This window comes from Citrobacter sp. T1.2D-1, assembly GCF_950098555.1.
Classification (GTDB): Bacteria; Pseudomonadota; Gammaproteobacteria; order Enterobacterales; family Enterobacteriaceae; genus Citrobacter_A; species Citrobacter_A telavivensis.
In genome coordinates this window covers 177,981-198,561 of the sequence record NZ_CATNHH010000004.1, presented here as the reverse complement: position 1 = coordinate 198,561, position 20,581 = coordinate 177,981, and the positions used below count along the sequence as shown (strand labels likewise).

21 protein-coding genes are annotated in these 20,581 nt (G+C 55.9%); 10 read left to right on the top strand and 11 right to left on the bottom strand.

Features of this window, described 5'->3' with window-relative positions:
* A partial coding sequence (locus QQZ17_RS06835) for an IS1 family transposase (protein ID WP_019725171.1) occupies positions 1-110 on the top strand: 110 nt, incomplete at its 5' end.
* A 122-nt stretch (positions 111-232) separates the two neighbouring features.
* On the opposite strand, the gene QQZ17_RS06830 is transcribed toward QQZ17_RS06835, so the two are convergent.
* Positions 233-1,030, bottom strand: a complete 798-nt coding sequence (locus tag QQZ17_RS06830; RefSeq protein WP_152404852.1) for an MBL fold metallo-hydrolase — start codon at positions 1,028-1,030, stop codon at positions 233-235.
* Between the two features lie 167 nt (positions 1,031-1,197).
* Between QQZ17_RS06830 and QQZ17_RS06825 the strand changes: the two genes are divergently transcribed.
* Together QQZ17_RS06825 and QQZ17_RS06820 are read left to right on the top strand one after the other, a co-directional pair.
* Positions 1,198-2,808, top strand: coding sequence for an FAD-NAD(P)-binding protein (locus QQZ17_RS06825; RefSeq protein WP_152404853.1), 1,611 nt, complete (start codon positions 1,198-1,200; stop codon positions 2,806-2,808).
* 83 nt (positions 2,809-2,891) lie between these two features.
* Positions 2,892-3,032 carry a hypothetical protein gene (locus QQZ17_RS06820; RefSeq protein ID WP_152404854.1) on the top strand — a complete coding sequence of 47 codons (141 nt, stop codon included), beginning with the start codon at positions 2,892-2,894 and terminating at the stop codon, positions 3,030-3,032.
* Positions 3,033-3,149: 117 nt separating this feature from the next.
* On the opposite strand, the gene QQZ17_RS06815 is transcribed toward QQZ17_RS06820, so the two are convergent.
* Positions 3,150-3,341, bottom strand: coding sequence for a hypothetical protein (locus tag QQZ17_RS06815; protein WP_152404855.1), 192 nt, complete (start codon positions 3,339-3,341; stop codon positions 3,150-3,152).
* A 231-nt stretch (positions 3,342-3,572) separates the two neighbouring features.
* On the opposite strand from QQZ17_RS06815, the gene QQZ17_RS06810 reads away from it, so the two are divergent.
* Genes QQZ17_RS06810 through QQZ17_RS06795 form a run of 4 tightly spaced genes read left to right on the top strand, consistent with a single transcriptional unit; the run spans position 3,573 to position 6,672 of the window.
* The gene (locus tag QQZ17_RS06810; RefSeq protein ID WP_152404856.1) at positions 3,573-4,406 is read left to right on the top strand and encodes an ABC transporter substrate-binding protein; all 834 of its coding nucleotides are present in this window, start codon (positions 3,573-3,575) and stop codon (positions 4,404-4,406) included.
* Between the two features lies 1 nt (position 4,407).
* Positions 4,408-5,226 carry an amino acid ABC transporter ATP-binding protein gene (locus tag QQZ17_RS06805; protein WP_152404857.1) on the top strand — a complete coding sequence of 273 codons (819 nt, stop codon included), beginning with the start codon at positions 4,408-4,410 and terminating at the stop codon, positions 5,224-5,226.
* A complete protein-coding gene (locus tag QQZ17_RS06800; RefSeq protein ID WP_187697503.1) occupies positions 5,223-6,005 on the top strand; it encodes an amino acid ABC transporter permease in 783 nt (260 codons plus the stop codon). The genes QQZ17_RS06805 and QQZ17_RS06800 overlap by 4 nt, the downstream gene beginning before the upstream one ends.
* A complete protein-coding gene (locus QQZ17_RS06795) occupies positions 5,995-6,672 on the top strand; it encodes an amino acid ABC transporter permease (RefSeq protein ID WP_152404859.1) in 678 nt (225 codons plus the stop codon). The genes QQZ17_RS06800 and QQZ17_RS06795 overlap by 11 nt, the downstream gene beginning before the upstream one ends.
* A 4-nt stretch (positions 6,673-6,676) precedes the next feature.
* Here the strand turns inward: QQZ17_RS06795 and ydhT are convergent, their stop codons facing one another.
* The 9 genes from ydhT to ttrS all read right to left on the bottom strand — a co-directional run bounded on the left by ydhT (position 6,677) and on the right by ttrS (position 15,517).
* A complete protein-coding gene (gene ydhT, locus QQZ17_RS06790) occupies positions 6,677-7,486 on the bottom strand; it encodes a protein YdhT (RefSeq protein ID WP_152404860.1) in 810 nt (269 codons plus the stop codon).
* Positions 7,487-7,489: 3 nt separating this feature from the next.
* Positions 7,490-8,275: a thiosulfate reductase cytochrome B subunit gene (gene phsC / locus QQZ17_RS06785; protein ID WP_152404861.1), complete on the bottom strand. Its 786-nt coding sequence runs from the start codon at positions 8,273-8,275 to the stop codon at positions 7,490-7,492.
* The gene (locus tag QQZ17_RS06780; RefSeq protein WP_152404862.1) at positions 8,272-8,940 is read right to left on the bottom strand and encodes a 4Fe-4S dicluster domain-containing protein; all 669 of its coding nucleotides are present in this window, start codon (positions 8,938-8,940) and stop codon (positions 8,272-8,274) included. Before QQZ17_RS06780 ends, phsC begins: the two co-directional genes overlap by 4 nt.
* Before the next feature lie 50 nt (positions 8,941-8,990).
* A complete protein-coding gene (locus QQZ17_RS06775; protein ID WP_152404863.1) occupies positions 8,991-9,641 on the bottom strand; it encodes a YdhW family putative oxidoreductase system protein in 651 nt (216 codons plus the stop codon).
* Positions 9,642-9,651: 10 nt separating this feature from the next.
* Entirely contained in the window at positions 9,652-11,754 is a 2,103-nt protein-coding gene (locus QQZ17_RS06770) for an aldehyde ferredoxin oxidoreductase (RefSeq protein ID WP_152404864.1), read from the bottom strand.
* Between the two features lie 20 nt (positions 11,755-11,774).
* Entirely contained in the window at positions 11,775-12,401 is a 627-nt protein-coding gene (locus QQZ17_RS06765; protein ID WP_152404865.1) for a ferredoxin-like protein, read from the bottom strand.
* Positions 12,402-12,864: 463 nt separating this feature from the next.
* The gene (fumD, locus tag QQZ17_RS06760; RefSeq protein ID WP_042319275.1) at positions 12,865-13,074 is read right to left on the bottom strand and encodes a fumarate hydratase FumD; all 210 of its coding nucleotides are present in this window, start codon (positions 13,072-13,074) and stop codon (positions 12,865-12,867) included.
* A gap of 93 nt (positions 13,075-13,167) precedes the next feature.
* Positions 13,168-13,770 (bottom strand): tetrathionate respiration response regulator TtrR, encoded by a 603-nt coding sequence (gene ttrR / locus QQZ17_RS06755; protein WP_152404866.1) that lies wholly within the window; start codon positions 13,768-13,770, stop codon positions 13,168-13,170.
* On the bottom strand, positions 13,745-15,517 hold the full coding sequence (gene ttrS, locus QQZ17_RS06750; protein ID WP_152404867.1) for a tetrathionate respiration histidine kinase TtrS: 1,773 nt from the start codon (positions 15,515-15,517) through the stop codon (positions 13,745-13,747). Before ttrS ends, ttrR begins: the two co-directional genes overlap by 26 nt.
* Positions 15,518-15,695: 178 nt before the next feature.
* On the opposite strand from ttrS, the gene ttrB reads away from it, so the two are divergent.
* From ttrB to ttrA, 3 genes are read left to right on the top strand one after another with little or no spacing between them, the layout of a single operon-like run.
* On the top strand, positions 15,696-16,424 hold the full coding sequence (ttrB, locus tag QQZ17_RS06745) for a tetrathionate reductase subunit TtrB (RefSeq protein ID WP_152404868.1): 729 nt from the start codon (positions 15,696-15,698) through the stop codon (positions 16,422-16,424).
* Positions 16,424-17,446 carry a tetrathionate reductase subunit TtrC gene (gene ttrC / locus QQZ17_RS06740; protein WP_152404869.1) on the top strand — a complete coding sequence of 341 codons (1,023 nt, stop codon included), beginning with the start codon at positions 16,424-16,426 and terminating at the stop codon, positions 17,444-17,446. The genes ttrB and ttrC overlap by 1 nt, the downstream gene beginning before the upstream one ends.
* Positions 17,439-20,510 (top strand): tetrathionate reductase subunit TtrA, encoded by a 3,072-nt coding sequence (gene ttrA, locus QQZ17_RS06735; RefSeq protein ID WP_152404870.1) that lies wholly within the window; start codon positions 17,439-17,441, stop codon positions 20,508-20,510. The genes ttrC and ttrA overlap by 8 nt, the downstream gene beginning before the upstream one ends.
* Positions 20,511-20,581: the final 71 nt, after the last annotated feature.

The window sequence follows — 20,581 nt, the reverse complement described above, 5'->3', positions numbered from 1 at the left end:
TGAGGCAGCACCTGGCACGGCTGGGACGGAAGTCGCTGTCGTTCTCAAAATCGGTGGAGCTGCATGACAAAGTCATCGGGCATTATCTGAACATAAAACACTATCAATAAGTTGGAGTCATTACCGAGGAAGTGATTGCCAAAATTTTTGATGTGAATATCCCGCTAAGCAAAATCAATAAGGCAAAAATCGACTAACGGATATTGATGAGGGGCTCTCCCCCTCATGTGACTTAACGAGACATCAGGCAGGAGAGATATTTTGCTCCCGAACGTTGCACGATCTCGTGGGCATCACCAACAATATTCAGCCCTTCAAACGCGCCGTACAAACTGGCGAATTTCACGCCTTTCAGTCGACGCATAATGCCTGCCACTGTATCAGACGATAAGGGTAGCATGTTGGGATAACTCCACATAAATGATACCGCGTCGGCCCCCGGAGTCACCTGCAAGATATCTCCGCTGAGGAGAGTCCCTTCCCCCTCGTCCTGGTACAGAACGGTTCCACCGGCAAAATGGCCGCCCAGACGCAACAACGTGATGCCGGGAAGCAAACTGTGTTCCTCTCCTTCCCACTGGCGAATCCAGGGACTGTCTCGCATGATCCAGGCACTGTCAGCGGCATGGAGCCAGACGGGAGCGTCAAACGCCTCCGCCCAGTCCTGCATCGTGGTGTAGTAGTGAGGATGAGAGATCGCGATGGCGCTTAATCCGCCCAATGCATGGATGAGCGTTCGGGTTGCCGGATCCAGATTCGCAATACAATCCCAGAGGACATTTCCCACCGGCGTTCTGAGCAGAAACGCCCGCTGGTTTATCGCAAAAGAAGGAACGGTTATCAGGCTTAACAACTGCGGCGTATGTTGCTGCCACTTGTTGGTATGGCGACGCGTCAGTTCGTCAGAATCGATCCACGCCTGCCCGGTGACCGGCACATATTGCCGCGCATCCTGACAAATTTTGCAGCGCTCGACGGGGCGCTGACTGTCGTCATACGAAGTACCACAGGCTTTGCACAGCGTTATCATCTTCACTCCTGACCAGGCCTAAAACCACGGTAAGTATGGCAGAGGATGCTGCCAGTCAGGGACGCAATGCTCTTCCAGACCGGAACAGCCGAACCTTACTCATCTACACTTACCTGATGTATCAGGCGTGTCAGTGGCGAAATAAGAATAATGGGACGGACAGGAATATGAAAAAAATCGCGATTATCGGGGCGGGTCCGACAGGGGTTTATACCTTTTTCTCATTACTCAAAGAGGAGCAGCCGCTGGAGATCGCCGTCTTTGAACGCGGGAGTGAGGCAGGAATTGGAATGCCTTATGGCCATTCTGAAAATACCCCAATGATGTTGGCAAATATTGCCAGTATCGAGGTCCCCCCGCTTTTTGACACCTGGCTTGAGTGGCTGCAGACCCAGGACGCGCACTATCTTGCGCACTATGGCGTTAACAAGGAAGCACTGCACCAGCGTCAGTTTCTGCCACGTATTTTACTGGGCGACTATTTCCGCGCGCAGTTTTTGCTCGCCGTTCGCCACGCAGAAGATCGTGGTTTTAAGGTCACATTGTATGAGTCCTGTGAAGTCACGGATGTGGCAGCCGATCCCACTGGTGTACAACTCTGGACAGAACGGCACGCGGTGCCGCTGCAAGTCGACCTCGCGGTGATCGCCACTGGACACGTCTGGCCGGACGATGACGAATCAACGCGCGCATTTTATCCCAGCCCCTGGTCCGGCTTGATGGAGGCCGATGTGCCCGCCGCCAGAGTGGGTATTCTGGGGACCTCGCTGAGCGCCCTGGATGCCGCAATGGCAGTGGCGGTACAACACGGAACGTTTCACGAAACGGATGAAAATCAGGTCCATTTCTCGCTGAATAAACACAGTGAAGCGCTGGAGATCACGCTGATGTCCCGTTCCGGCATTTTGCCGGAAGCCGACTTCTACTGCCCCATTCCCTATGAACCCGTAGAGTACGTTACCGGGGAGGCCATCACGCGCGAAATCGATGCCGGTTCAGTCGGACTCCTCGATCGCGTTTTTAGACTCATGCAGCAGGAACTCGCGTTAGCCGATCCGAAATGGGCTGAGCAAATCTCGCTCTCCTCGTTGGATGCCGATAGCTTCCCCGTGGCGTTGTTTGCCGACAGAATGCACAGCGATCCGTTCGAATGGGCGGCAGCAAATTTGAAAGAGGTCGAGGCGAACAAGCGTGACAAGCGCACCGTTGCCTGGCGCTACACCCTGCTGCGTTTACATGAGCGGGTTCAGGAAATCGTTGCCCATCTGGATGAAAAAGATAGCAAACGGTTCAGCGCGGGGCTCGCCCGCGTGTTTATTGATAATTATGCAGCGATCCCGTCAGAGTCCATTCGCCGTATGCTGGCGTTGCACGCAGCCGGTATTCTGCGCATTCTCACGCTGGGACAGGACTACGGGAAGGAGATAAAGGCGGATCGTACCGAGATTACGACACACAACGATCGCCTGACGTTTGACGTATTCATCGATGCGCGAGGCCAAAGGCCCCTGAAGACAGCGGATTTACCGTTCCCGCGATTACGCAGGCAATTACTGTCGTGTGGTGAGACGATTCCAGAGGTTGGCGAAGACTATACGCTTCAGGCACCGGAGCATGTTCGCGGGAGAATTGCCTTCGGCGCATTGCCCTATTTGATGCATGATCGGCCCTTTATCCAGGGGTTAGTCGCCTGTCAGGAAATTGGCGACGCGATGGCCAGGGCAGTGTCGAAACCGGCATCCCGCCTGCGCAGGCGTTTATCCCTTTACGATCGGTAATGCAGCACACATTGTGGATGCATCCGGCGTCAAATTTGCCCTATACTCGTGTGATGTCAAAAATGAGATAAGAAGGGTGAACGATGGAAATTGATCTCGATAATCTGGTCTTTAACGGGCTGGAAGAAGCACAAGAGCGTAACGCAGAACGTCTGGAAGATGCGGACAAAAAAGCAGAATCGGTGATTGCCGATGATGACTGCGGCGACGCGTGCAAAATCTAATTTAGTTCAACCTGCCGCGCATTTCCGCGCGGCAGGCCTGTAAGCGGTTTACTCCCCTCAGCATTTCCACGGTAATTGCAGATTTCATTCCAGTACACCTCGCGCATCCGACGATGTTCAGCGTGTTGTTTGATCACGAAACCACTCCGGGTCAATGTTAGCAATGTCCACGCCGTACAGGCTGGCGACAGGAAGAATAGACTCCACAACGCGCTGCAGATTGACCTCCGCACCAGGTTGTCGGGTCGGGTCAGGCGTGATAACACCGTGCGCCCAAAGACGCGCTATCCGCATTTTTATCTTCTCCATCTCCCGCTCCTTTGCTTGTCAGATACTTTTCATTGCAGCGCAAACGGCGTGAAAAATGAAATACGAATTTTGCTCACCGTTATCTGTTTTTGTTCGTTAGCAACGCTTCGTTAACATGCTGTTCACTAATAACTTTTTGCATATAAATAAGTCCTTTTTCTTCTTTTGTCCTAGGTTTGGGTTGTGGGAGCGTAAAAGGACAAACCAATAACTCCAGGGATATCAAAGAAAATGATGGCAACGAAAATACACCGCTCAAAAAAAACGATCCTCGCGCTCGGCGTCATGCTCGCCACAAGCTTCATCAGCGCCCAGGCGCAGGCCGACCAACTCGCCGACATCAAAGCCGCGGGCGTGGTCAAAGTCGCGACGTTTGACGCCAACCCGCCGTTTGGCTCCGTTGACCCGAAAACGCATCAGATTGTCGGGTACGATGTCGATTTTGCTCAGGCGCTGGCGAAGTCACTGGGTGTGAAACTGGAACTGGTCGCCACTAACCCCGCCAACCGTATCCCGCTGCTGCAATCGGGCAAAGCTGACCTGATCGTCGCCGATATTACGATCACCCCCGAGCGCGCCCACGTAATCGACTTTTCTGTCCCCTACTTTGTCACCGGACAACAGTTCCTGGTACCGGTCTCGTCACCCGATAAGCTTGATGAATACAGCCGTGCGCGCATCGGTGCGGTGAAGGGAACCACCGGTGAGCAGGCGTTGCATCAACGGTTCCCGCAATCCCGCGTTCTGGCTTACGACGATATTCCGCTGGCGTTAACCGCACTGCGTAACGGCAACGTGCAGGCCATCACGCAGGACTCCACTATCCTGGCAGGCTTGCTTGGCGGCGCACCGGACAAAGCACAGTTTAAAATCCTGCCCGATTTACTCAGCAAAGAGGAGATCGGCGTGGGCGTGAAGAAAGGCGAAACGGCATTGCTGAAGGCGGTTAACGATGAATTGCTGAGGCTCGAATCCAGCGGACAGGCAAGCAAAATTTATGACGTCTGGTTTGGCCCGGAAACGAAAAATCCGCAGCCGCGCGCCTTTAAAATTGAGGCCAGATAAGATGCTGGCGGGTTTATTCACCCCTTCCGCAGCCCAGGCTGCGGATTTCAGCCAGTTACACCAGGCGCGGGTTGAATTACGCGATGTGGTGAAAGCGTACGGCGATCACCGGGTACTCAACGGTATTAATCTCACCGTTGAACCTGGCGAAGTCGTGACCATTCTTGGCCCTTCGGGATCGGGAAAATCAACCCTGATTCGCCTGATCAACCAACTGGAATCACTAAGTGGTGGCGACATCCTTATTGATGACAAGCCTGTCGGTCGGCTCAAGGGGGCCTCGCTGCGCCACTTGCGCAGCCGTATAGGCTTTGTTTTCCAGCAGTTCAATCTGTATGCACACCTGACGGCACAGCAGAATATCACCCTCGCACTGGAGTACGTCCACGGCTGGAATAAAGCCGACGCCACACAGCGCGCCTTTGCCTTGCTGGAGCAGGTCGGGCTGGAAGAGAAAGCCGATGCTTATCCGGCACAGCTTTCCGGCGGTCAACAGCAGCGGGTGGCGATCGCCCGCGCGCTGGCCTCCTCACCGCAAATCATCCTGTTTGATGAACCCACCTCCGCGCTCGATCCGGAAATGATCGGTGAGGTTTTGCTTGTGATGAAACGCCTGGCGCACAGCGGTATTACGATGATTGTGGTCACTCACGAGATGCATTTTGCTCGCGAAATTGCTGACCGGGTCGTGTTTATCGACGGCGGCGATATTCTCGAAGTCGCGCCACCGGACGACTTTTTTACCCGACCACAGCACCCGCGGACTCAGCGCTTTCTGCAAAAGGTGCTGGATCCGCTGCATCAGGAGTCATCGCGATAATGCCGTCAATGGACTGGCAGGGAGTGCTCACCGGCCTTCCCCTGCAATGGATCCTCTCCGGATTTCTCACCACGCTGTGGGTCAGCGCCGCAGGAATTCTTCTCGCCACGCTGCTGGCGATTATTCTGTTGGCCCTTCGTCTTTCCGGCCATATTGCTGGTCGCCGCGTAGTAGCCGGCTGGGTATCGCTGTTTCGAAACACCCCGCTGCTGGTACAACTGCTGTTCTGGTACTTCGCTGGCTGGAACCTGCTTCCTCGCGGGTTTGTTGATTTTGTAAACGCAGAACATAGCGGGTCAATCCTGCCCGGCAACGTCTGGTGGTTGACGCCTGAGTTTCTCTGCTCTGCATGGGGACTCGGCGTGTTTACCTCGGCGTTCCTGGTCGAGGAGATCGCCTCCGGGTTACAGGCTGTCTCAGCCGGACAGCGCGAAGCCGCTGTCTCGCAGGGGTTCTCCTCGTGGTTGACCTTCCGCTATATCCTGTTACCGCAGGGGCTAACCAATGCCTGGCAACCGGTGATAGGGCAATATCTCAACCTGATGAAACTGTCGTCATTAGCCAGCGGCATTGGCTTTGCGGAACTCACCTACCAGGTTCGCCAGATTGAAAGCTATAACGCCCATGCGCTGGAAGCCTTTGCCGTAGGTACGGGGCTTTATCTGTTCACCGGTGTGGCTCTCGGCCTGCTGCTGACCCGTCTGGGCCCCGCCCCGCGGCAGGAGAAAAAGACACAAACCCGCCGGTTACGTTTCAGGAGTCCACAGCATGATCGCTAATATTGCAGTGATAACCGACAACCTGGATTATCTCCTGTGGGGACGACTGGCCGATGGTCAACCCGGCGGCGTGCTGTTGACCCTGATGATGGCGCTGGGTGCGGCGGTACTGGCCTTGCCTGGCGGTATTGCCCTTGCCGCTATCGCCTGGCGTTTTCCGGGCATCATCCGTAAAGGATTGTTCGTCTGGGCAGAACTGATTCGCGGGATCCCGCTGATCTTCGTCATTTTCTGGATGTGGTATCTGTTGCCCATGCTTACCGGCAGCGATCTGCCCGGTGCGACAACCGTGACGCTGGCGCTGGCCTGGTTTACCGCCGCGTCAGTTATGCATTCGGTGTACGCCGGACTCAACGCGCTGCCTGACGGACAGTATGATGCTGCCGTATCCCAGGGTTTCAGTCCTGTTCAGGCACTAAGAGGGGTTCTGCTACCGCAGGTGTTACGTCATGTCCTGCCCTCCCTGACCGGGATTTGCATTGGTCTGCTGAAGGACACATCGCTGGCATTTATTGTCAACGTGCCGGAGCTGACAACGGTGGCGGGACAGGTTAACAGCCGGGAACAGATTTATCCGGCGGCTATCTTCATCTTTACGGGGCTGGTTTACTATCTGCTTTGCTACGGCCTGGAGAAAGCGACCCGGCGACGATTTGTTCTGCGCTAACCCGTCAGCATTCTACAAACTGGTGCGCGTCGTCGAGTCGGTACTTCACGCCGGCGCGGATCCCCTCTTCACCTTCAACCGCAACGGCAAAGCGCATGCGTTCACCGTCGTGATAGGCCAGCGCCGCACAGCCACCCGGCCCCAGCACTACGGAGTCAACAACCCCCGTACTGGCAACGATCGCGTTGTCGCCGTTGCAGATGATATGTACGTTGTCACCGCTGTTGGCGATTTTAGCGTCTGCGCCAAAGCTCACAATCTGGCTCAGGTCGCCGTTACTGGCGACATGGCTTCGCTCACCCAGGGTGCTCACCCGCACGCGCATACCGCTGCTGGCGATCCGCGTTCCGTTACCGGCACTGCTAATGCGCGTCGAGTTTCCTGCGGCGGCAAGCCTCGCGCGATCTCCTGAACTGCTGATATGACTGTTATAGCCAACGCTGCCAATGCGCACACAGTAGCCTGCACTGGCAATTTGTGACGCATAGCCTGCGCTGGCGATCTTCATATTATCGCCAGCACAGCCCAGATTCGCGTTATCAGCGGCGTTTGCCACCTGCCAGTCGCCCACTGAGGCATCAGGTTTTGCCAGCCGCGACATGGCGGAGATATCCTGGCGGGCAAAATTCTCTTCATCCAGCCAGCGCGACCAGGCGTATTCCACCAGACTGTTCGCCCAGTCGAGATACCCTTCGCGACTCAACGCCCGGTGCACATCAGCGTAGTTACCGCCCTTGGGAAAACGGCGCAGAAACCAGCGGTACATCACCGCACCAACCCGCCAGCTGCGCAAATCCTCTCGCGTGATCAACATCGGTTAATGCCGGTGATAGCCATCAACCATGCAGCGGAACGTCTCGCCGGGCGTACGGCCCGTGGTGCACAGGTAGAGGTGACCAAAAATAAAGAACAGGCTGATGACAGCCAGTGCGAAGTGCGCCTGTAACAACCAGTAGCGCACGCCGGGGAACACATCCCCCACGACCTGCGGATAGAGCGCCAATAACCCACTCAGCAGCAACAGCGGCAACAATCCGTACATTACGCCGACATAGGCCGCCTGCTGTAACGGATTAAACTTCGAGCGCGGCGTGGCCGGGAACGGATGCGCTTCACCCTGCATAATGCCGTAGAGGTAGAAACGGGTCTGTTTCATCGCCCGCGCCATCCAGCCCTGGGGACGAATAAGGTAATGGTGGCCGTTCCCCCCCAACGCATTGATCAGAACGAAACCAACCCAGCACGTCAGCAGCAGAAATCCGCAGACTTCATGAACCGTCAGCAAACTTTTGATCACCGCTGGGCTGACCAACGAAAAGTGATTGATGAGTCCGCTACCGAGCAGGAGTATAAACAACAGTGCATTCGACCAGTGCCACAGCCGAACCGCCCGTGAGTACAGATAAACCTTCTCGCCATGCCCGGCAGCAGCCTTGTTGGCCGCGCGAAAACGAAGCCAGGCGTGCAACCCCAGCACCAGCCACATCGCCACCAGCAGAAGTCCGGCCATCACCAGCCAGACGGGCCAATACTCAGGGGAAAACACCGGCACATAGTTTGCCAGTTGGGCCTGAAACTGTTCAGCATTCTGCGACGCGTTCATACATTATCCTTTTTAATCAAATGTTGACCGAACCGACGATACAGATGGGGCTTACCCGCGCCCGGAAGTTGATACTGGTAGTAATTATTTTCCTGTAGCCAGCGCTGAATGTCCGGGCTGTCCTCGCGACCAAACAGCAGCGCATGCTCCGGGCAGGACGTGACACAGATAGGCGGAAAACCTTTGGCCAGCCGTGACTGGGCGCAAAAATCACATTTGTCCGCCACTTTGGTTTGCGGATTCAGGTAGCGCACCTGATAAGGACACGCGCCAATGCAGTAACTGCAGCCAATACAGCGCGAACTGTCGACACGAACAATCCCGTCCTCATCGCGCCACGACGCGCCGGTCGGGCAAACCTCAATGCAGGGCGCATCGTCGCAGTGCTGACAGGACTGACGGAAGTAGTGATACAGCGTCTCGTTGTCATTATCTGAAACGGGAATATGCGCGATAGACAAGCGACTTCCCTGCGCAGGAACATGATTCGTTTTGCGACAGGCGCGGGTACACAGGTTACAGCCGTTGCATCGTGATTCATCATGAATCATGACGTAACGAACGGGACTGCCAGCCGTTGTCTTCGCCAGCAGCGTCTGGCCGGGTCCGCTGAAGAAAATGACGGTTCCCATGCCAAGCACAAATTTTCGTCGAGTGAAGGACATCTTGTTATCCTCTAATGCTGTGGTCGCGCTCGTCCACGCTGTCCATAAAGTCAGGGATTCTGAAACTGCTCAACTTCCAGCCATTCGCATAAACCGTACGCTTTGCCGTAACTCATAAAGCGTTCGCTGAATAAGTACGGCACGTCGTTTGATGACGCGACCGTGCGGATATCGGCATAGTCGGGATGCGTTTCAATCGCGGCCAGCGCGGCTTGTATCTGCTGTGGTTCGAAACCATAAGGCGATTGTTCCAGCATGGCTATCTTGTACGGACGCGGATAGGTCTGGCAGTCAAAGCGCACCGCCTGTGCGATTGCCCGACAGATATCCTTTTCCACCACCTGAACGCACATGTCAGCATAGTTGGCGGTCATGGTCTGGGTTGAGTAGTAATAGTCATCCTGAGAGCCCTGCACCCAGGCGATATCATCCCCGGCAAGCCCCTCTCTGAGCGTTTCCAGTAGCGGTACGAGCTCCACCTCTTTCACCGAGTACGGCGGCTGCAAGAACAGTTCGCGCGCGACAAGCTGGCCGTTCGCCGAAGACTGACGGATAAAATCCGCTACGATCTCCGCGGGACTTTCTGGCTCCGCCGGTTCATCAGCGTCGGCGACCTGCTCACGTCGCCCCTGCAGCCACTGTCGCTTTTCAAGATCCACATCCGGCGCAACAGGTTGACTCACATCCTCTGGATGGCTCATGTAATGTTCCTTACGCCGGCAACAGATTCTGCGCGGCCAGGTCGTCGGCGATGTCTTCCAGGCCGAGTCGATGCAACGTCTCACGCGTCGGGCAGCCCAACTCCGGGTGCCAGCCCATCTCTTTATAGAACAGCGTCAGGGATTCACGCATGTCGTCGCGGTCCATCTTGTCGGTGCCTTCGCTAAAGACCGGAATCTTCGGATCCTTATCAAACACCCACGAGCAGATCTGGTCGTGCGCATTACGCATATCATTGGTCTGCATCAGCTTCACCGTGTAGGCGCGATGCAGAGTAAAGATGCGTTCTGCGGCTAAATCGAGGCTGGCCTGGGTGGTTTCATCACCGGTCGCGGCCTGGAAGAACTTCGCTTCCAGATCCAGATCCCCGCGATAGTTGCGGCTTTTCAGCGGCGACACGGTCATCGGCCAGACCCAGTTACACAGCGTGACGGCGTTATGCAGGCACACTTTGAGCAGCGTCCATTTGGCATATTTGATTTTTGCTGCATTGATCGGCGTGTAATTTTTGGTTTCATCGTAGGCGTCTGGCGAGCCAAACAGTTCAGCCGCCACTTCCCGCTGGAGTTTCAGAGGCAAACCCGAGCCGATGAAATTGATGTGGGTGTGGGTCATACAGTCGCGGTTGAACATACAGTTGGTGATGGCCCCAACCTGCGCCGAGGCTTCGTTGGCGTGGTGAACCGGAAATCCAAACGGCGACCACAGTTTGTTTTTTTCATACGCCCAGTATTCATCACCCAGTTGCCAGCGTTCGGCAATGGCGTAAGAGCCATCCGCCAGATGGCTAAGTTCACCGACGCGATGCGCCAGACGATAGTAGAAATCCTTGATGAAATTAGGATCGCCCGCTTCCAGTTGATCCCAGCGGATCTGGGCATACTCTTCTGCCGGCAGGACGCGCTTGAACACCCCTTTGCTGTAGCAATACGTAAAGTCACGGTGCAACTGCCCGTAGTTACACCAGATGCCGTAGTCGTCAAACAGATTCAGCCCCACCAGGTTACCGATGACGCGGCCATCGTCTTTGTCTTCAAAGTCTTTCGGGCCGTTTGGAAAAATGGTGGTATGGACAAAGTTCGCCACGCAGGTATTCCCGCCGGTGCTCGGCACGCCAAAATCCTTCACGCGAGGAATGTTCATCTGCGTCATGCAGCGAATCGGGCAGGAATGGCAGCCGCTCATTTTAACCGTGTATTTTTCCGCCGCCGGCCCTAAGTCAAAGACCGACTTGTAGGTCCGGAAACCAACGGTGTTCTGATTACCCGGCGGGATCTCGCCGGTCTCTATCGGCCCACCTTCTGCCGCGCCCCAGAACAGTCCTTTGCGCGCCGTCCAGCGCGACGCGGGAGAGGAATATTCCGCCCACGCCTGCGGAGTACTGGGCACCACATGGTTGTTATTCGCCCCAATCAGCTCCGTCATCATGTAATCATTCAACCGCTTCATCTCTTTGCGGTCGGCAATATTGACGCCTTTTGTTCCTTCCACGGCAATCGCTTTCAGTTTCTTTGCGCCCATCACAGCGCCTGTCCCTGCGCCGCCGCTGTGGTTGCGGCTGTTGAGCATACAGGAGAGCGGCACGAGGTTTTCACCCGCCTGACCAATCGCCGCCACGCAGGTTTCCGGCGAGGTCATCCGGCAAATTTCTTCCGTGGTCGCACGGGTGCCTTTTCCCCACAGGAAATCGGCTTTTTCGAGAGTGACCTTGTCGTCTTTAATATTCAGCCAGACGGGGGATGCCGCCTTGCCTTCAATAATGATGGCGTCATAACCCGCGAATTTCATTTGCGCCGCGAAAAAGCCGCCCATATGTGCATCGACAACCAGATTGCCTTTTGTGAATGTGGAGAGCGACGTGATATTAACGCGAGAGCTACAGGGGGCACCGGATCCAGTAAGCGGTCCCGTCGCAAAAACTAATTTATTGCCTTCATCAAAGGGTTTCGTGCCGGCAGGAACTTCGTCGTACATAATTTTGTAGCCGAACCCCATACCACCGACAAATTTTTTAAATTTACTGGAATCTTCAAGGGTAATATCGCCTGTTGTAAGATTGACCCGTAAAATATTACCTGTCCAACCGTTAGCCATAATGTTTTCCTTTGCAAGACTCAAACAGTAATATCTTTCCACTCGATGATTTTTAATGCCCCGGTCGGGCAGGCACTGGCGCACTCACCGCATAAAACGCATTTTGCCGATTTCTTCGTTTCAGTATTGACGGTGGCCATCATCCAGGGACACGCGGTGGTACAGGCGCTGCAACCAATACAGCGTCGGTGATCGACAGCAATGCAACCGTCTTCCTGATTCCAGGTAATCGCCCCAATCGAACAGACCTTCATGCACTGCGGATCTTTACACTGACGACAGGTGTCCGGGGTATAATTCAGATCGCCATACAAACCGCCGCCTGAACCTATACCCTTGTCGCCAAAGAAGAAATGACGGTGAATTTTAATGCGCGAAAAGAAGGTGCCGACAGCGCCATCATTGTAATTGGTACAGGAAATTTCACAGCGATGACAACCGGTGCAGCGAGCGCGTTGGGTCACTAACACCCCTTTGGGTGTCGAAATCAACCCCACGGTGCCGCTATCGATATCTTCTTGCTTACAGCCAAAAAGCGACAGTAACGCGGGCGCGATGGTTAACCCAGCCAGGCCTTTTCCCGATATGCGCAGGAATTCCAGCCGCGTCAAGCCAGTATCTAATAATGGACGATCAACCTGGTTCATTTATTTTGCATCCTCTTCGCAAACGCAGTGCTGACAACACGTCCCAGGCCGATGCTAATTATGCTGAAACAGCGCCTCTGATGTTGCCTCCCACAGCTGAAGTTTTGCCGTAACCGGATTGCATAAATAACGCAATTTAACGCAAATAAAGTAATCCTTTAGGGTTAGGCGAATTAAATAATGGGAGTTATTGGTGGGCATGACTTTGATCGTCATCAATTAATAAAGGGGAAGAGAAATATTAAAAGCGTAGTGATATTTATTATCATAAAGACCGGTGAAACACTGTTCCGTCAGATTACAAATAAATGTGAAACTGTTCCCATATATAAATTAAAAGACACGCGTAATATATTTAATAATATAACGAATTTTCCATGAATTTTATCTTTCACCAGAATAAACGTTCTGTCGGACATTTCTCGTGACGGGAAATAAGGGATGAGTTCATCCCTCGTTGTGGTTAGCCGGCCAGCGCGTTGATCGCCGTGACCATCGCCTGCTTTTCGAGGTCGCTACGCTGAATACGCTGGTTTGCCAGCGCGGTTCGTAATACCCCGGCTATCACGATATGTTTGGGCTCTTGTCCCAGATCGCGCATTTCCAGCACCACTTTGCCAACCACTCTGCACATCTCACGGTACAGTTCATCATCTTTTGTCAGGTTTCCCATTATTGTCTCTCATTGCAGGTCCAGATAAACAGCATATATCACTCTGAATGGGATGACAAAAAACAAAGAAAATCAAAGAAATAACCCACGGTACTATTCAACGCCTTGCGTTTCTTTTAACCGCTGCCATTTGTTGACCAGTTCCGCCAGATTGGCGGCCTGCATTTTTTCCATCACCCTGGCGCGATGTACCTCCACCGTGCGTACCGCGATGTTCATCACCTGCGCTATCTCGCGATTCATCAGTCCCTTAACGACTAACCCGGCCAACTCACGTTCTTTAGCCGTAAGCGCCCGGTAGCAGGTGGCGATCTGTTGTCGGGCAACCGCCTGCGCTGAAACCACCAGCGCATGCTCCAGCGCCGTTTGCAGCGGTTTTACACTGACCGGCTTTTGCAAGAAATCCACCGCACCGTGTTTCATCTGTTCAACGGCCATCGGTACATCGCCATGCCCGGTCAAAAACACCACGGCCAGCGTACTTTCGCGCTGACGCAAGGACTCATGGACGTTCTTGCCGTCCATTATCGGCATCCGCATGTCCAGAAGCAGCACGCCCGTCTGGTACAAATCAGCCTGTTCAAGAAAAACAGCCCCTTCTTCCCAGCACGTGACCGGGTAGCCCAGGCTCTCCAGTAGAAAGGCGCAGGCATCGGTGACCGCCACATCATCATCCAGTAAATGAATCATTGCCATTGCCGCCCTTTTCCTCCCGTTGTGTAAAATCCAGTCTCACCGCCACGCCGGGCAGTCCGTCAGGCGCGGTCTGATTGCACAGACCGATCTCCCCCTGACCGTAACGCACCAGCCGTTGGCAGATAACCAACCCCAGTCCCATGCCCTCTTTCCGGCTGGTCATAAAGGGCTGAAAGACCTGATGCAGTAAAACATCGTCAATGCCGCCGCCATTATCCTGCAACGTCACGCGCACGCCATGTGGCAAATATGAAGCATTAATCCACAGCGCGGTGGCCCCCGCCTGCGCCGCATTGAGGATCAGATTGGCCAATACCTGCTCCAGCAATACCGGCGGTAACGAAATCGTCAGTGCGCGATCGATACTGCTGTGTAAGGTTAACCTCGGAAACTGCTGCGCCATACGCAACAACTGCCAGACATGATGAACCGCCTCATGAATGCTGATGTCCTCCCATTCTTCCGTGCGGGTCGGGCTTCCCTGGGCCTGACTCACCCAGCGCCGCAGATTACGCAGAGTATCTGCCCCGCGCTGCGCCTGTTGATCGATATGCTCCAGCGCTGGCAATAACGCATGCGCCGGATCCTGCGACTGCAGGCGAATCAGGCAGCCCTGTGCGTAATGGCGGATTGCCGAAAGCGGTTGATTCAGTTCGTGCGCAAACCCGGAGGTCATTTCTCCGAGGACACTTATTTGCCTGGCCGTTTCCAGCGCCAGTTCCTGCTGGCGCAACTGGACGCCGTTGCGTTCAAGCTGTTTACCACGACGGCGCACCAGCAGCATGACCCAGATGTAGTTCAGGGTAAGCAGCAACAGGGTAAGCGCGGTCCCGCCCATCAGCCACTGATGCTGTATCAGCCAGCTTTTCACATCCAGCCACAAACGTCGCTGCTGCGGATGCTGCTGCACGTCGCGCAGTAGCGCCTCCACCTGACTGGTCGACGCCGGCGCTCCCCAGTGAAACGCCGCGGTGTCAGGCGTTGCCAACAGCGCGCGGGTAACGCGATCGGCCAGCGCATCGCTCACCGCAGGCAACGCGGCGAATGACCAGTCAGGATAAAGCGGCGTACTGGCTAAACAGGCGATGTCTCCGGGACGGTTGATCACCGCGACAAAATCGGCTTTATCAACCAGTCCCTCTTCGTCCATTTTTTCCAGCAGGCAGACCGGGACAATCACGGCCTGTACCGCTTTTTCACGGAGTAAATAAAGAAGCGCATCGGCCGGAAATCCGGTAAAACGCAGATTGAGATCGCGTTCGGGGCGCAGACCGGCGTCGCTCAGCGCTTTATATCCCAGCAGGTAGCCGCCGAACGCCTGGGGATCGATGGCCCCCACCGTTTTACCGATCAGGTCGTGCGCGCCGGTAATACCGCTGTCGCGCCGGGTAAGGATTGCACTGCCAATGACGTTGCCTGTTCCACGTGCGGAGCGTAAAGACGCCAGCCAGCGCAGCGGCGAACGACTGTTCAACTGCACAAACTGCGCCGGGTTGGTCACCACAAATTGTACGCTTCCCTTGTTCACCGCCGCCTGCATCTGGTGCAGATCCAGCGGCAGGATGTGGAACTGTTCTCCGGGAAGCTGTTGGTTAAGCAGTGTCTCCAGCGGCTGCCAGTGGTTGCGGGTAGAGACCTCTCCGCGCATCGCCAGTATCCCGATATTCCATGAGTCCGCCAGCGTTGCACCACTGAACATTAAGGCCGACGCCAGCAGCGCCAGACCCTTCACCGTTTGACTTCTCACACCATTATCCCTGTTGATTATGTTGTTTTAGATCAACAACCCGCCGGGTATGTGGTTAACCACAATAGAGCTGCCCCACCCCGATTTTTACACTGTAAATCATCGACATTCTTTATTCATCACACGCAAACCAATGGCGTGACAAATGTTTCGTTGTTGCCTTGAAACGGGAGAAAAAATGGACAGCAGTAAACGGCAGTTTCTCCAGCAACTGGGCGTCCTGACCGCAGGCGCGTCGCTGGTTCCTCTGGCGCAGGCAAAATTTCCTTTTTCACCTGAACGTCATGGCGGCTCCACACAGCAGCGTTACGCGATGCTTATCGATCTGCGCCGCTGCATTGGCTGTCAGGCCTGCACCGTCAGTTGCGCGATTGAAAACCAGACGCCGCAGGGCGAGTTCCGAACCCATGTGAATCAGTATCAGGTCCGGTTGGCGGATGAGGTGACCAACGTGCTGTTACCGCGTCTCTGTAACCACTGCGACAATCCGCCCTGCGTACCGGTTTGCCCGGTACAGGCCACATTTCAACGCGAGGACGGCATCGTCGTGGTCGATAACACCCGCTGCGTCGGTTGCGCCTACTGCGTGCAGGCCTGCCCCTACGATGCGCGCTTTATCAATCATGAAACACAGACCGCCGATAAATGTACGTTTTGCGTCCACCGTCTGGAGGCCGGACTTCTCCCCGCCTGCGTGGAGTCCTGCGTGGGCGGCGCGCGCATCATCGGCGACATCCGCGATCCGCAAAGCCGGATTTCGCAATTGATCCGCACCCATCACGACGCCATCAACGTACTGAAACCGGAAAATGACACCGCACCCCATGTTTTCTATCTGGGGCTGGACGAGGCGTTTGTTACCCCGTTGATGGGCCGCGCGCAACCCGCGCTCTGGCAGGAGGTATGATGATGCACCCCTTAATCATTGAAGAAGTGCTGGCCCGTCCACAGGCGGTGAGCTGGCTTCCCTGGGCGGTACAGTACTTCTTTTTTATCGGCATTGCCGCCTGTGGGGCGCTGTTTGGTTGCGTGCTGCACTGGCGTAAAAAGGCCAGTCCGACGCTGGAAAGCCTGACGCTGCTGATTGCCCTGACCTGTGCCATTACCGCCCCGCTGGCGCTGACCGCCGATCTCCACCAGACGGCCCGCGTCTGGCATTTTTACGCATATCCTACACCGTGGTCGTGGATGCCATGGGGCGCACTGTTTTTACCGCTGTTCACCGCGTTCCTTGGACTCTGGTTTATGGCGCAGGTTTATAAACAACTTACCGGAAAAAGTTACGCCGTCACGAAGTGGTTCGCCGTTGCCAGCGCGCTCGCCGCGACGGGACTGTTGCTTTATACCGGACGCGAAGTGTCCGTGGTTCAGGCTCGCCCTGTCTGGTTCAGCTACGCCTTTGTGCTGGCGATGTTCCTGAGCGCACTACAGACCTTCCTGGCCCTGTTAATCGTCGGGATACGTGATGATTTCCTGTCGCAAAAGCGGCTCGCCCTCGGGCAACTGCTGACGCTGTTCGTCCTCGCAATCGTCATCGTTTTCTGGGTCAGCGGCAATACGCTTTCCGGTACGGCAATCCGTCAGTGGCTGGCAATCTCTGCATCGGCCCACCATTACGCCTTTGGCTTACTGACATTCTGGCTGGTTTCACTCCTTTTCAGTGCTGTTGCCCTGCGTCGTCCGCTGTCATTACCGCTGCGCAGCCTGCTGGCACTGAGCGCGATGGCGCTGTGCTGGTTCCTGCGCTGGACTCTGCTGATTCAGGGGCAGACGCTGCCGAAATTCAACGCCCAGTTCAACCCGTACACCCTGCCCGCCGGTACCGACGGCTGGCTTGCCATCCTCGGCACCTTCGGCCTGTGGGTAGCACTGCTTATTATTGTTCGCGAGAGCGTGAACGGACTCGCAAGGAGATTGCAACATGGCTAATTTAACCCGTCGTCAGTGGCTCAAAGTTGGCCTGGCCGTTGGTGGTATGGCGACGTTCGCCCTCAGCTATCGTGACGTGGCGAAGCGCGCCATTGATGGCTTAAAAAACGGCACCTCCGGTAAAATCACCCGCGATCGTATCGTGGGGAATGCGCTTACCCCTGAAGCCAGCGCGCACCCGCGCTGGCAGCAGAATACGCAGCAAACCATTGCCATGACCCAGTGTTTCGGCTGCTGGACACAGTGTGGCATCAGGGTGCGCGTCGATCGGCAAACCAACCGGGCGCTGCGCATTGCCGGCAATCCGTATCATCCCCTTTCTCATGAACATCATGTTGATGCGTCGGTCCCCTTCAGCACGGCAATGGCGCAGTTGGCGGGCGAGAACGGTCTTGATGCCCGCTCGACGGCCTGCGCCAGGGGCGCAACACAACTGGAAGGGTTATACAGTCCGCTGCGTATTCTTGAGCCGATGAAGCGCGTGGGCAAACGCGGTGAAGGCAAATGGCAGCGCATCAGCTTTGAACAACTGATCAATGAGGTGGTGGAAGGCGGCGATCTGTTTGGCGAAGGTCACGTCGACGGCCTGCGTGCCATATATGCCCCGACGACCCCTATTGATCCGCAGCATCCAGGATTCGGACCTCAATCAAATCAGCTTCTGGTCACCAATACCAGCGACGACGGGCGAGACACCTTTTTGCGCCGTTTTGCTCTCAACAGTTTCGGCAGCAAAAACTTTGGCGCGCACGGATCCTATTGCGGACTGGCCTATCGCGCGGGTTCCGGTGCGCTGATGGGCGACCTTGATAAAAACACCCACGTGAAGCCCGACTGGGATAACGTGGAATTTGCTCTGTTTATGGGCACCTCGCCTGCACAGTCCGGCAACCCATTTAAGCGCCAGGCCAGACAGCTTTCCAGCGCACGCCTGCGCAATGACTTCAGCTATGTGGTCGTCGCCCCGGCGCTGCCGTTAACCCCCGTGCTGGCTGACGACCATGGTCACTGGTTACCGGTGATCCCCGGCAGCGACTCCGCGCTGGCGATGGCGATGATCCGCTGGATTATCGAAAACCAACGCTACAACGCCGATTATCTGGCGCAGCCCGACGTACAGGCGATGCAGCACGCGGACGAGAAGAGCTGGACTAACGCCACGCATCTGGTGATCGCCGACGATCTTCCCGAACTGGCCGGACAGCACCTGACGCGCGCCCATCTGGACTCCGCCGCCGCCAGCGACCCACTGGTCGTGAATGAGAACAACGAACTGGTCCCCGCCCGTGATTGCCTACGCGCCACGCTGTTTGTCACGCGTCAGGTAACGCTTGCCGACGGACGCAGCGTGACGGTAAAAAGCAGTTTTCAGTGTCTGAAAGAGTCGGCGGAAAAAATGACGCTTGCCCAGTACAGCCAACTGTGCGGCGTTGCGGAGAACAAAATCATCGCGCTGGCGGACGCTTTTACCCGTCATGGACGAAAAGCGGCGGTCATCACCCATGGCGGGATGATGGCGGGAAATGGCTTTTACAATGCGTGGGCGGTGATGATGCTGAACGCGCTGATCGGTAACCTCAGTCTGGAAGGCGGCGTCTTTGTTGGCGGCGGGAAATTCAACGGCGCAACGGACGGCCCGCGCTACAACATGGCGGATTTTCCGGGCAAAGTGAAGCCCAAAGGGCTGAGCATCGCGCGAAGCAAAACGGCGTATGAATCCTCCGAGGAGTATCGCGAAAACCTCGCCGCCGGGCGTTCTCCCTTCCCGGCCAAAGCGCCGTGGTATCCGTTTGTCGCCGGTCAGTTAACCGAATTGTTGAGTTCCGCGCTGGAGGGGTATCCGTACCCCCTCAAGGCGTGGATCTCCAACATGACCAATCCCTTATATGGCATACCCGGTCTGCGCGCCGTTGCCGAAGAAAAACTGAAAGATCCGGCGCGATTACCGCTGTTTATTGCTATCGACGCCTATATGAATGAGACCACCGCCCTTGCGGATTACATCGTACCGGACACACATAACTTCGAAAGCTGGGGATTCAGCGCGCCGTGGGCTGGCGTCGCCAGTAAAGCCACCACGGCACGCTGGCCGATTGTCGACCCTGCCACCGCCACAACCGCCGACGGTCAGCCCGTTTCGATGGAGGCATTCTGCATTGCCGTCGCAAAAAAATTGCATCTGCCGGGATTTGGCGACAATGCGATTTCCGACAGTGAGGGAAACCGCTATCCGCTCAATCGCGCGGAAGACTACTATCTGCGTGTCGCCGCCAATATCGCGTTTATGGGAAAAGCCCCGGTCGCCGAAGCGGTGGCAGAAGACATTGACCTTACGGGCGTGAGCCGCATTATGCCCGTCATTCAGCAGACGCTGAAAGCGGAGGAAGTCCGTCGGGTGGCATTTATCTACTCACGCGGTGGACGTTTCGCGTCAGATAAGAGTGGGCGAGCCGAAAACAGGGTCGGTAACGCGTGGGAAAAGCCGCTGCAAATCTGGAATGCCGAGGTTGCCGCCCACCGCCATGCGATCACCGGCGAACGCTACAGCGGCTGTCCGGCATGGTATCCGGCAAGACTGTCTGACGGGCGGTCGGTGGACGACCTGTTCCCACTAACACAGTGGCCGCTCAGGCTTATCTCGTTTAAGTCCAATACCATGGCCAGCGCATCGGCGGTGATCCCGCGGTTACATCACGTCAAACCGGTCAACCTGGTCGCGCTGAACCCACAGGACGGGCAGCGTTTTGGGCTGGCACATGGCGACACGGTGCGGATCACCACGCCGGGTGGGCAGGTTGAAGCGCAAATCAGTTTGCTGCACGGCGTAATGCCAGGGGTCATTGCTATCGAGCACGGCTACGGACATCGGGAGATGGGCGGCGCACAGCACACGCTCGACGGTGTACCGCTACCGTTTGATGCAAACGTGAAGTCGGGGATTAACCTGAACGATCTGGGCTTTGCCGATCCGACACGAAAAGTGAGCAATACCTGGCTGGACTGGGTATCCGGCTCCGCGGTACGTCAGGGGTTGCCGGCAAGAGTTGAGCGACTGCAAGGCTAATGCCGGATGGCAACGTTCGCGCGTTTTATCCGGCCTACAGGACGTCGTAGGCCGGGTCAGGCGAAGCCGCC

What these genes read in the sequence shown, in the direction of transcription:
- fumD (WP_042319275.1), bottom strand. Translation starts at nt 13,074, where the DNA reads ATGGGAAACCTGACAAAAGATGATGAACTGTACCGTGAGATGTGCAGA.
- QQZ17_RS06795 (WP_152404859.1), top strand. Translation starts at nt 5,995, where the DNA reads ATGATCGCTAATATTGCAGTGATAACCGACAACCTGGATTATCTCCTG.
- ttrB (WP_152404868.1), top strand. Translation starts at nt 15,696, where the DNA reads ATGGACAGCAGTAAACGGCAGTTTCTCCAGCAACTGGGCGTCCTGACC.
- phsC (WP_152404861.1), bottom strand. Translation starts at nt 8,275, where the DNA reads ATGAACGCGTCGCAGAATGCTGAACAGTTTCAGGCCCAACTGGCAAAC.
- QQZ17_RS06780 (WP_152404862.1), bottom strand. Translation starts at nt 8,940, where the DNA reads ATGTCCTTCACTCGACGAAAATTTGTGCTTGGCATGGGAACCGTCATT.
- QQZ17_RS06820 (WP_152404854.1), top strand. Translation starts at nt 2,892, where the DNA reads ATGGAAATTGATCTCGATAATCTGGTCTTTAACGGGCTGGAAGAAGCA.
- QQZ17_RS06815 (WP_152404855.1), bottom strand. Translation starts at nt 3,341, where the DNA reads ATGGAGAAGATAAAAATGCGGATAGCGCGTCTTTGGGCGCACGGTGTT.
- QQZ17_RS06805 (WP_152404857.1), top strand. Translation starts at nt 4,408, where the DNA reads ATGCTGGCGGGTTTATTCACCCCTTCCGCAGCCCAGGCTGCGGATTTC.
- ttrA (WP_152404870.1), top strand. Translation starts at nt 17,439, where the DNA reads ATGGCTAATTTAACCCGTCGTCAGTGGCTCAAAGTTGGCCTGGCCGTT.
- ttrC (WP_152404869.1), top strand. Translation starts at nt 16,424, where the DNA reads ATGATGCACCCCTTAATCATTGAAGAAGTGCTGGCCCGTCCACAGGCG.
- QQZ17_RS06810 (WP_152404856.1), top strand. Translation starts at nt 3,573, where the DNA reads ATGATGGCAACGAAAATACACCGCTCAAAAAAAACGATCCTCGCGCTC.
- ydhT (WP_152404860.1), bottom strand. Translation starts at nt 7,486, where the DNA reads ATGTTGATCACGCGAGAGGATTTGCGCAGCTGGCGGGTTGGTGCGGTG.
- ttrR (WP_152404866.1), bottom strand. Translation starts at nt 13,770, where the DNA reads ATGGCAATGATTCATTTACTGGATGATGATGTGGCGGTCACCGATGCC.
- QQZ17_RS06825 (WP_152404853.1), top strand. Translation starts at nt 1,198, where the DNA reads ATGAAAAAAATCGCGATTATCGGGGCGGGTCCGACAGGGGTTTATACC.
- QQZ17_RS06775 (WP_152404863.1), bottom strand. Translation starts at nt 9,641, where the DNA reads ATGAGCCATCCAGAGGATGTGAGTCAACCTGTTGCGCCGGATGTGGAT.
- QQZ17_RS06830 (WP_152404852.1), bottom strand. Translation starts at nt 1,030, where the DNA reads ATGATAACGCTGTGCAAAGCCTGTGGTACTTCGTATGACGACAGTCAG.
- QQZ17_RS06765 (WP_152404865.1), bottom strand. Translation starts at nt 12,401, where the DNA reads ATGAACCAGGTTGATCGTCCATTATTAGATACTGGCTTGACGCGGCTG.
- QQZ17_RS06770 (WP_152404864.1), bottom strand. Translation starts at nt 11,754, where the DNA reads ATGGCTAACGGTTGGACAGGTAATATTTTACGGGTCAATCTTACAACA.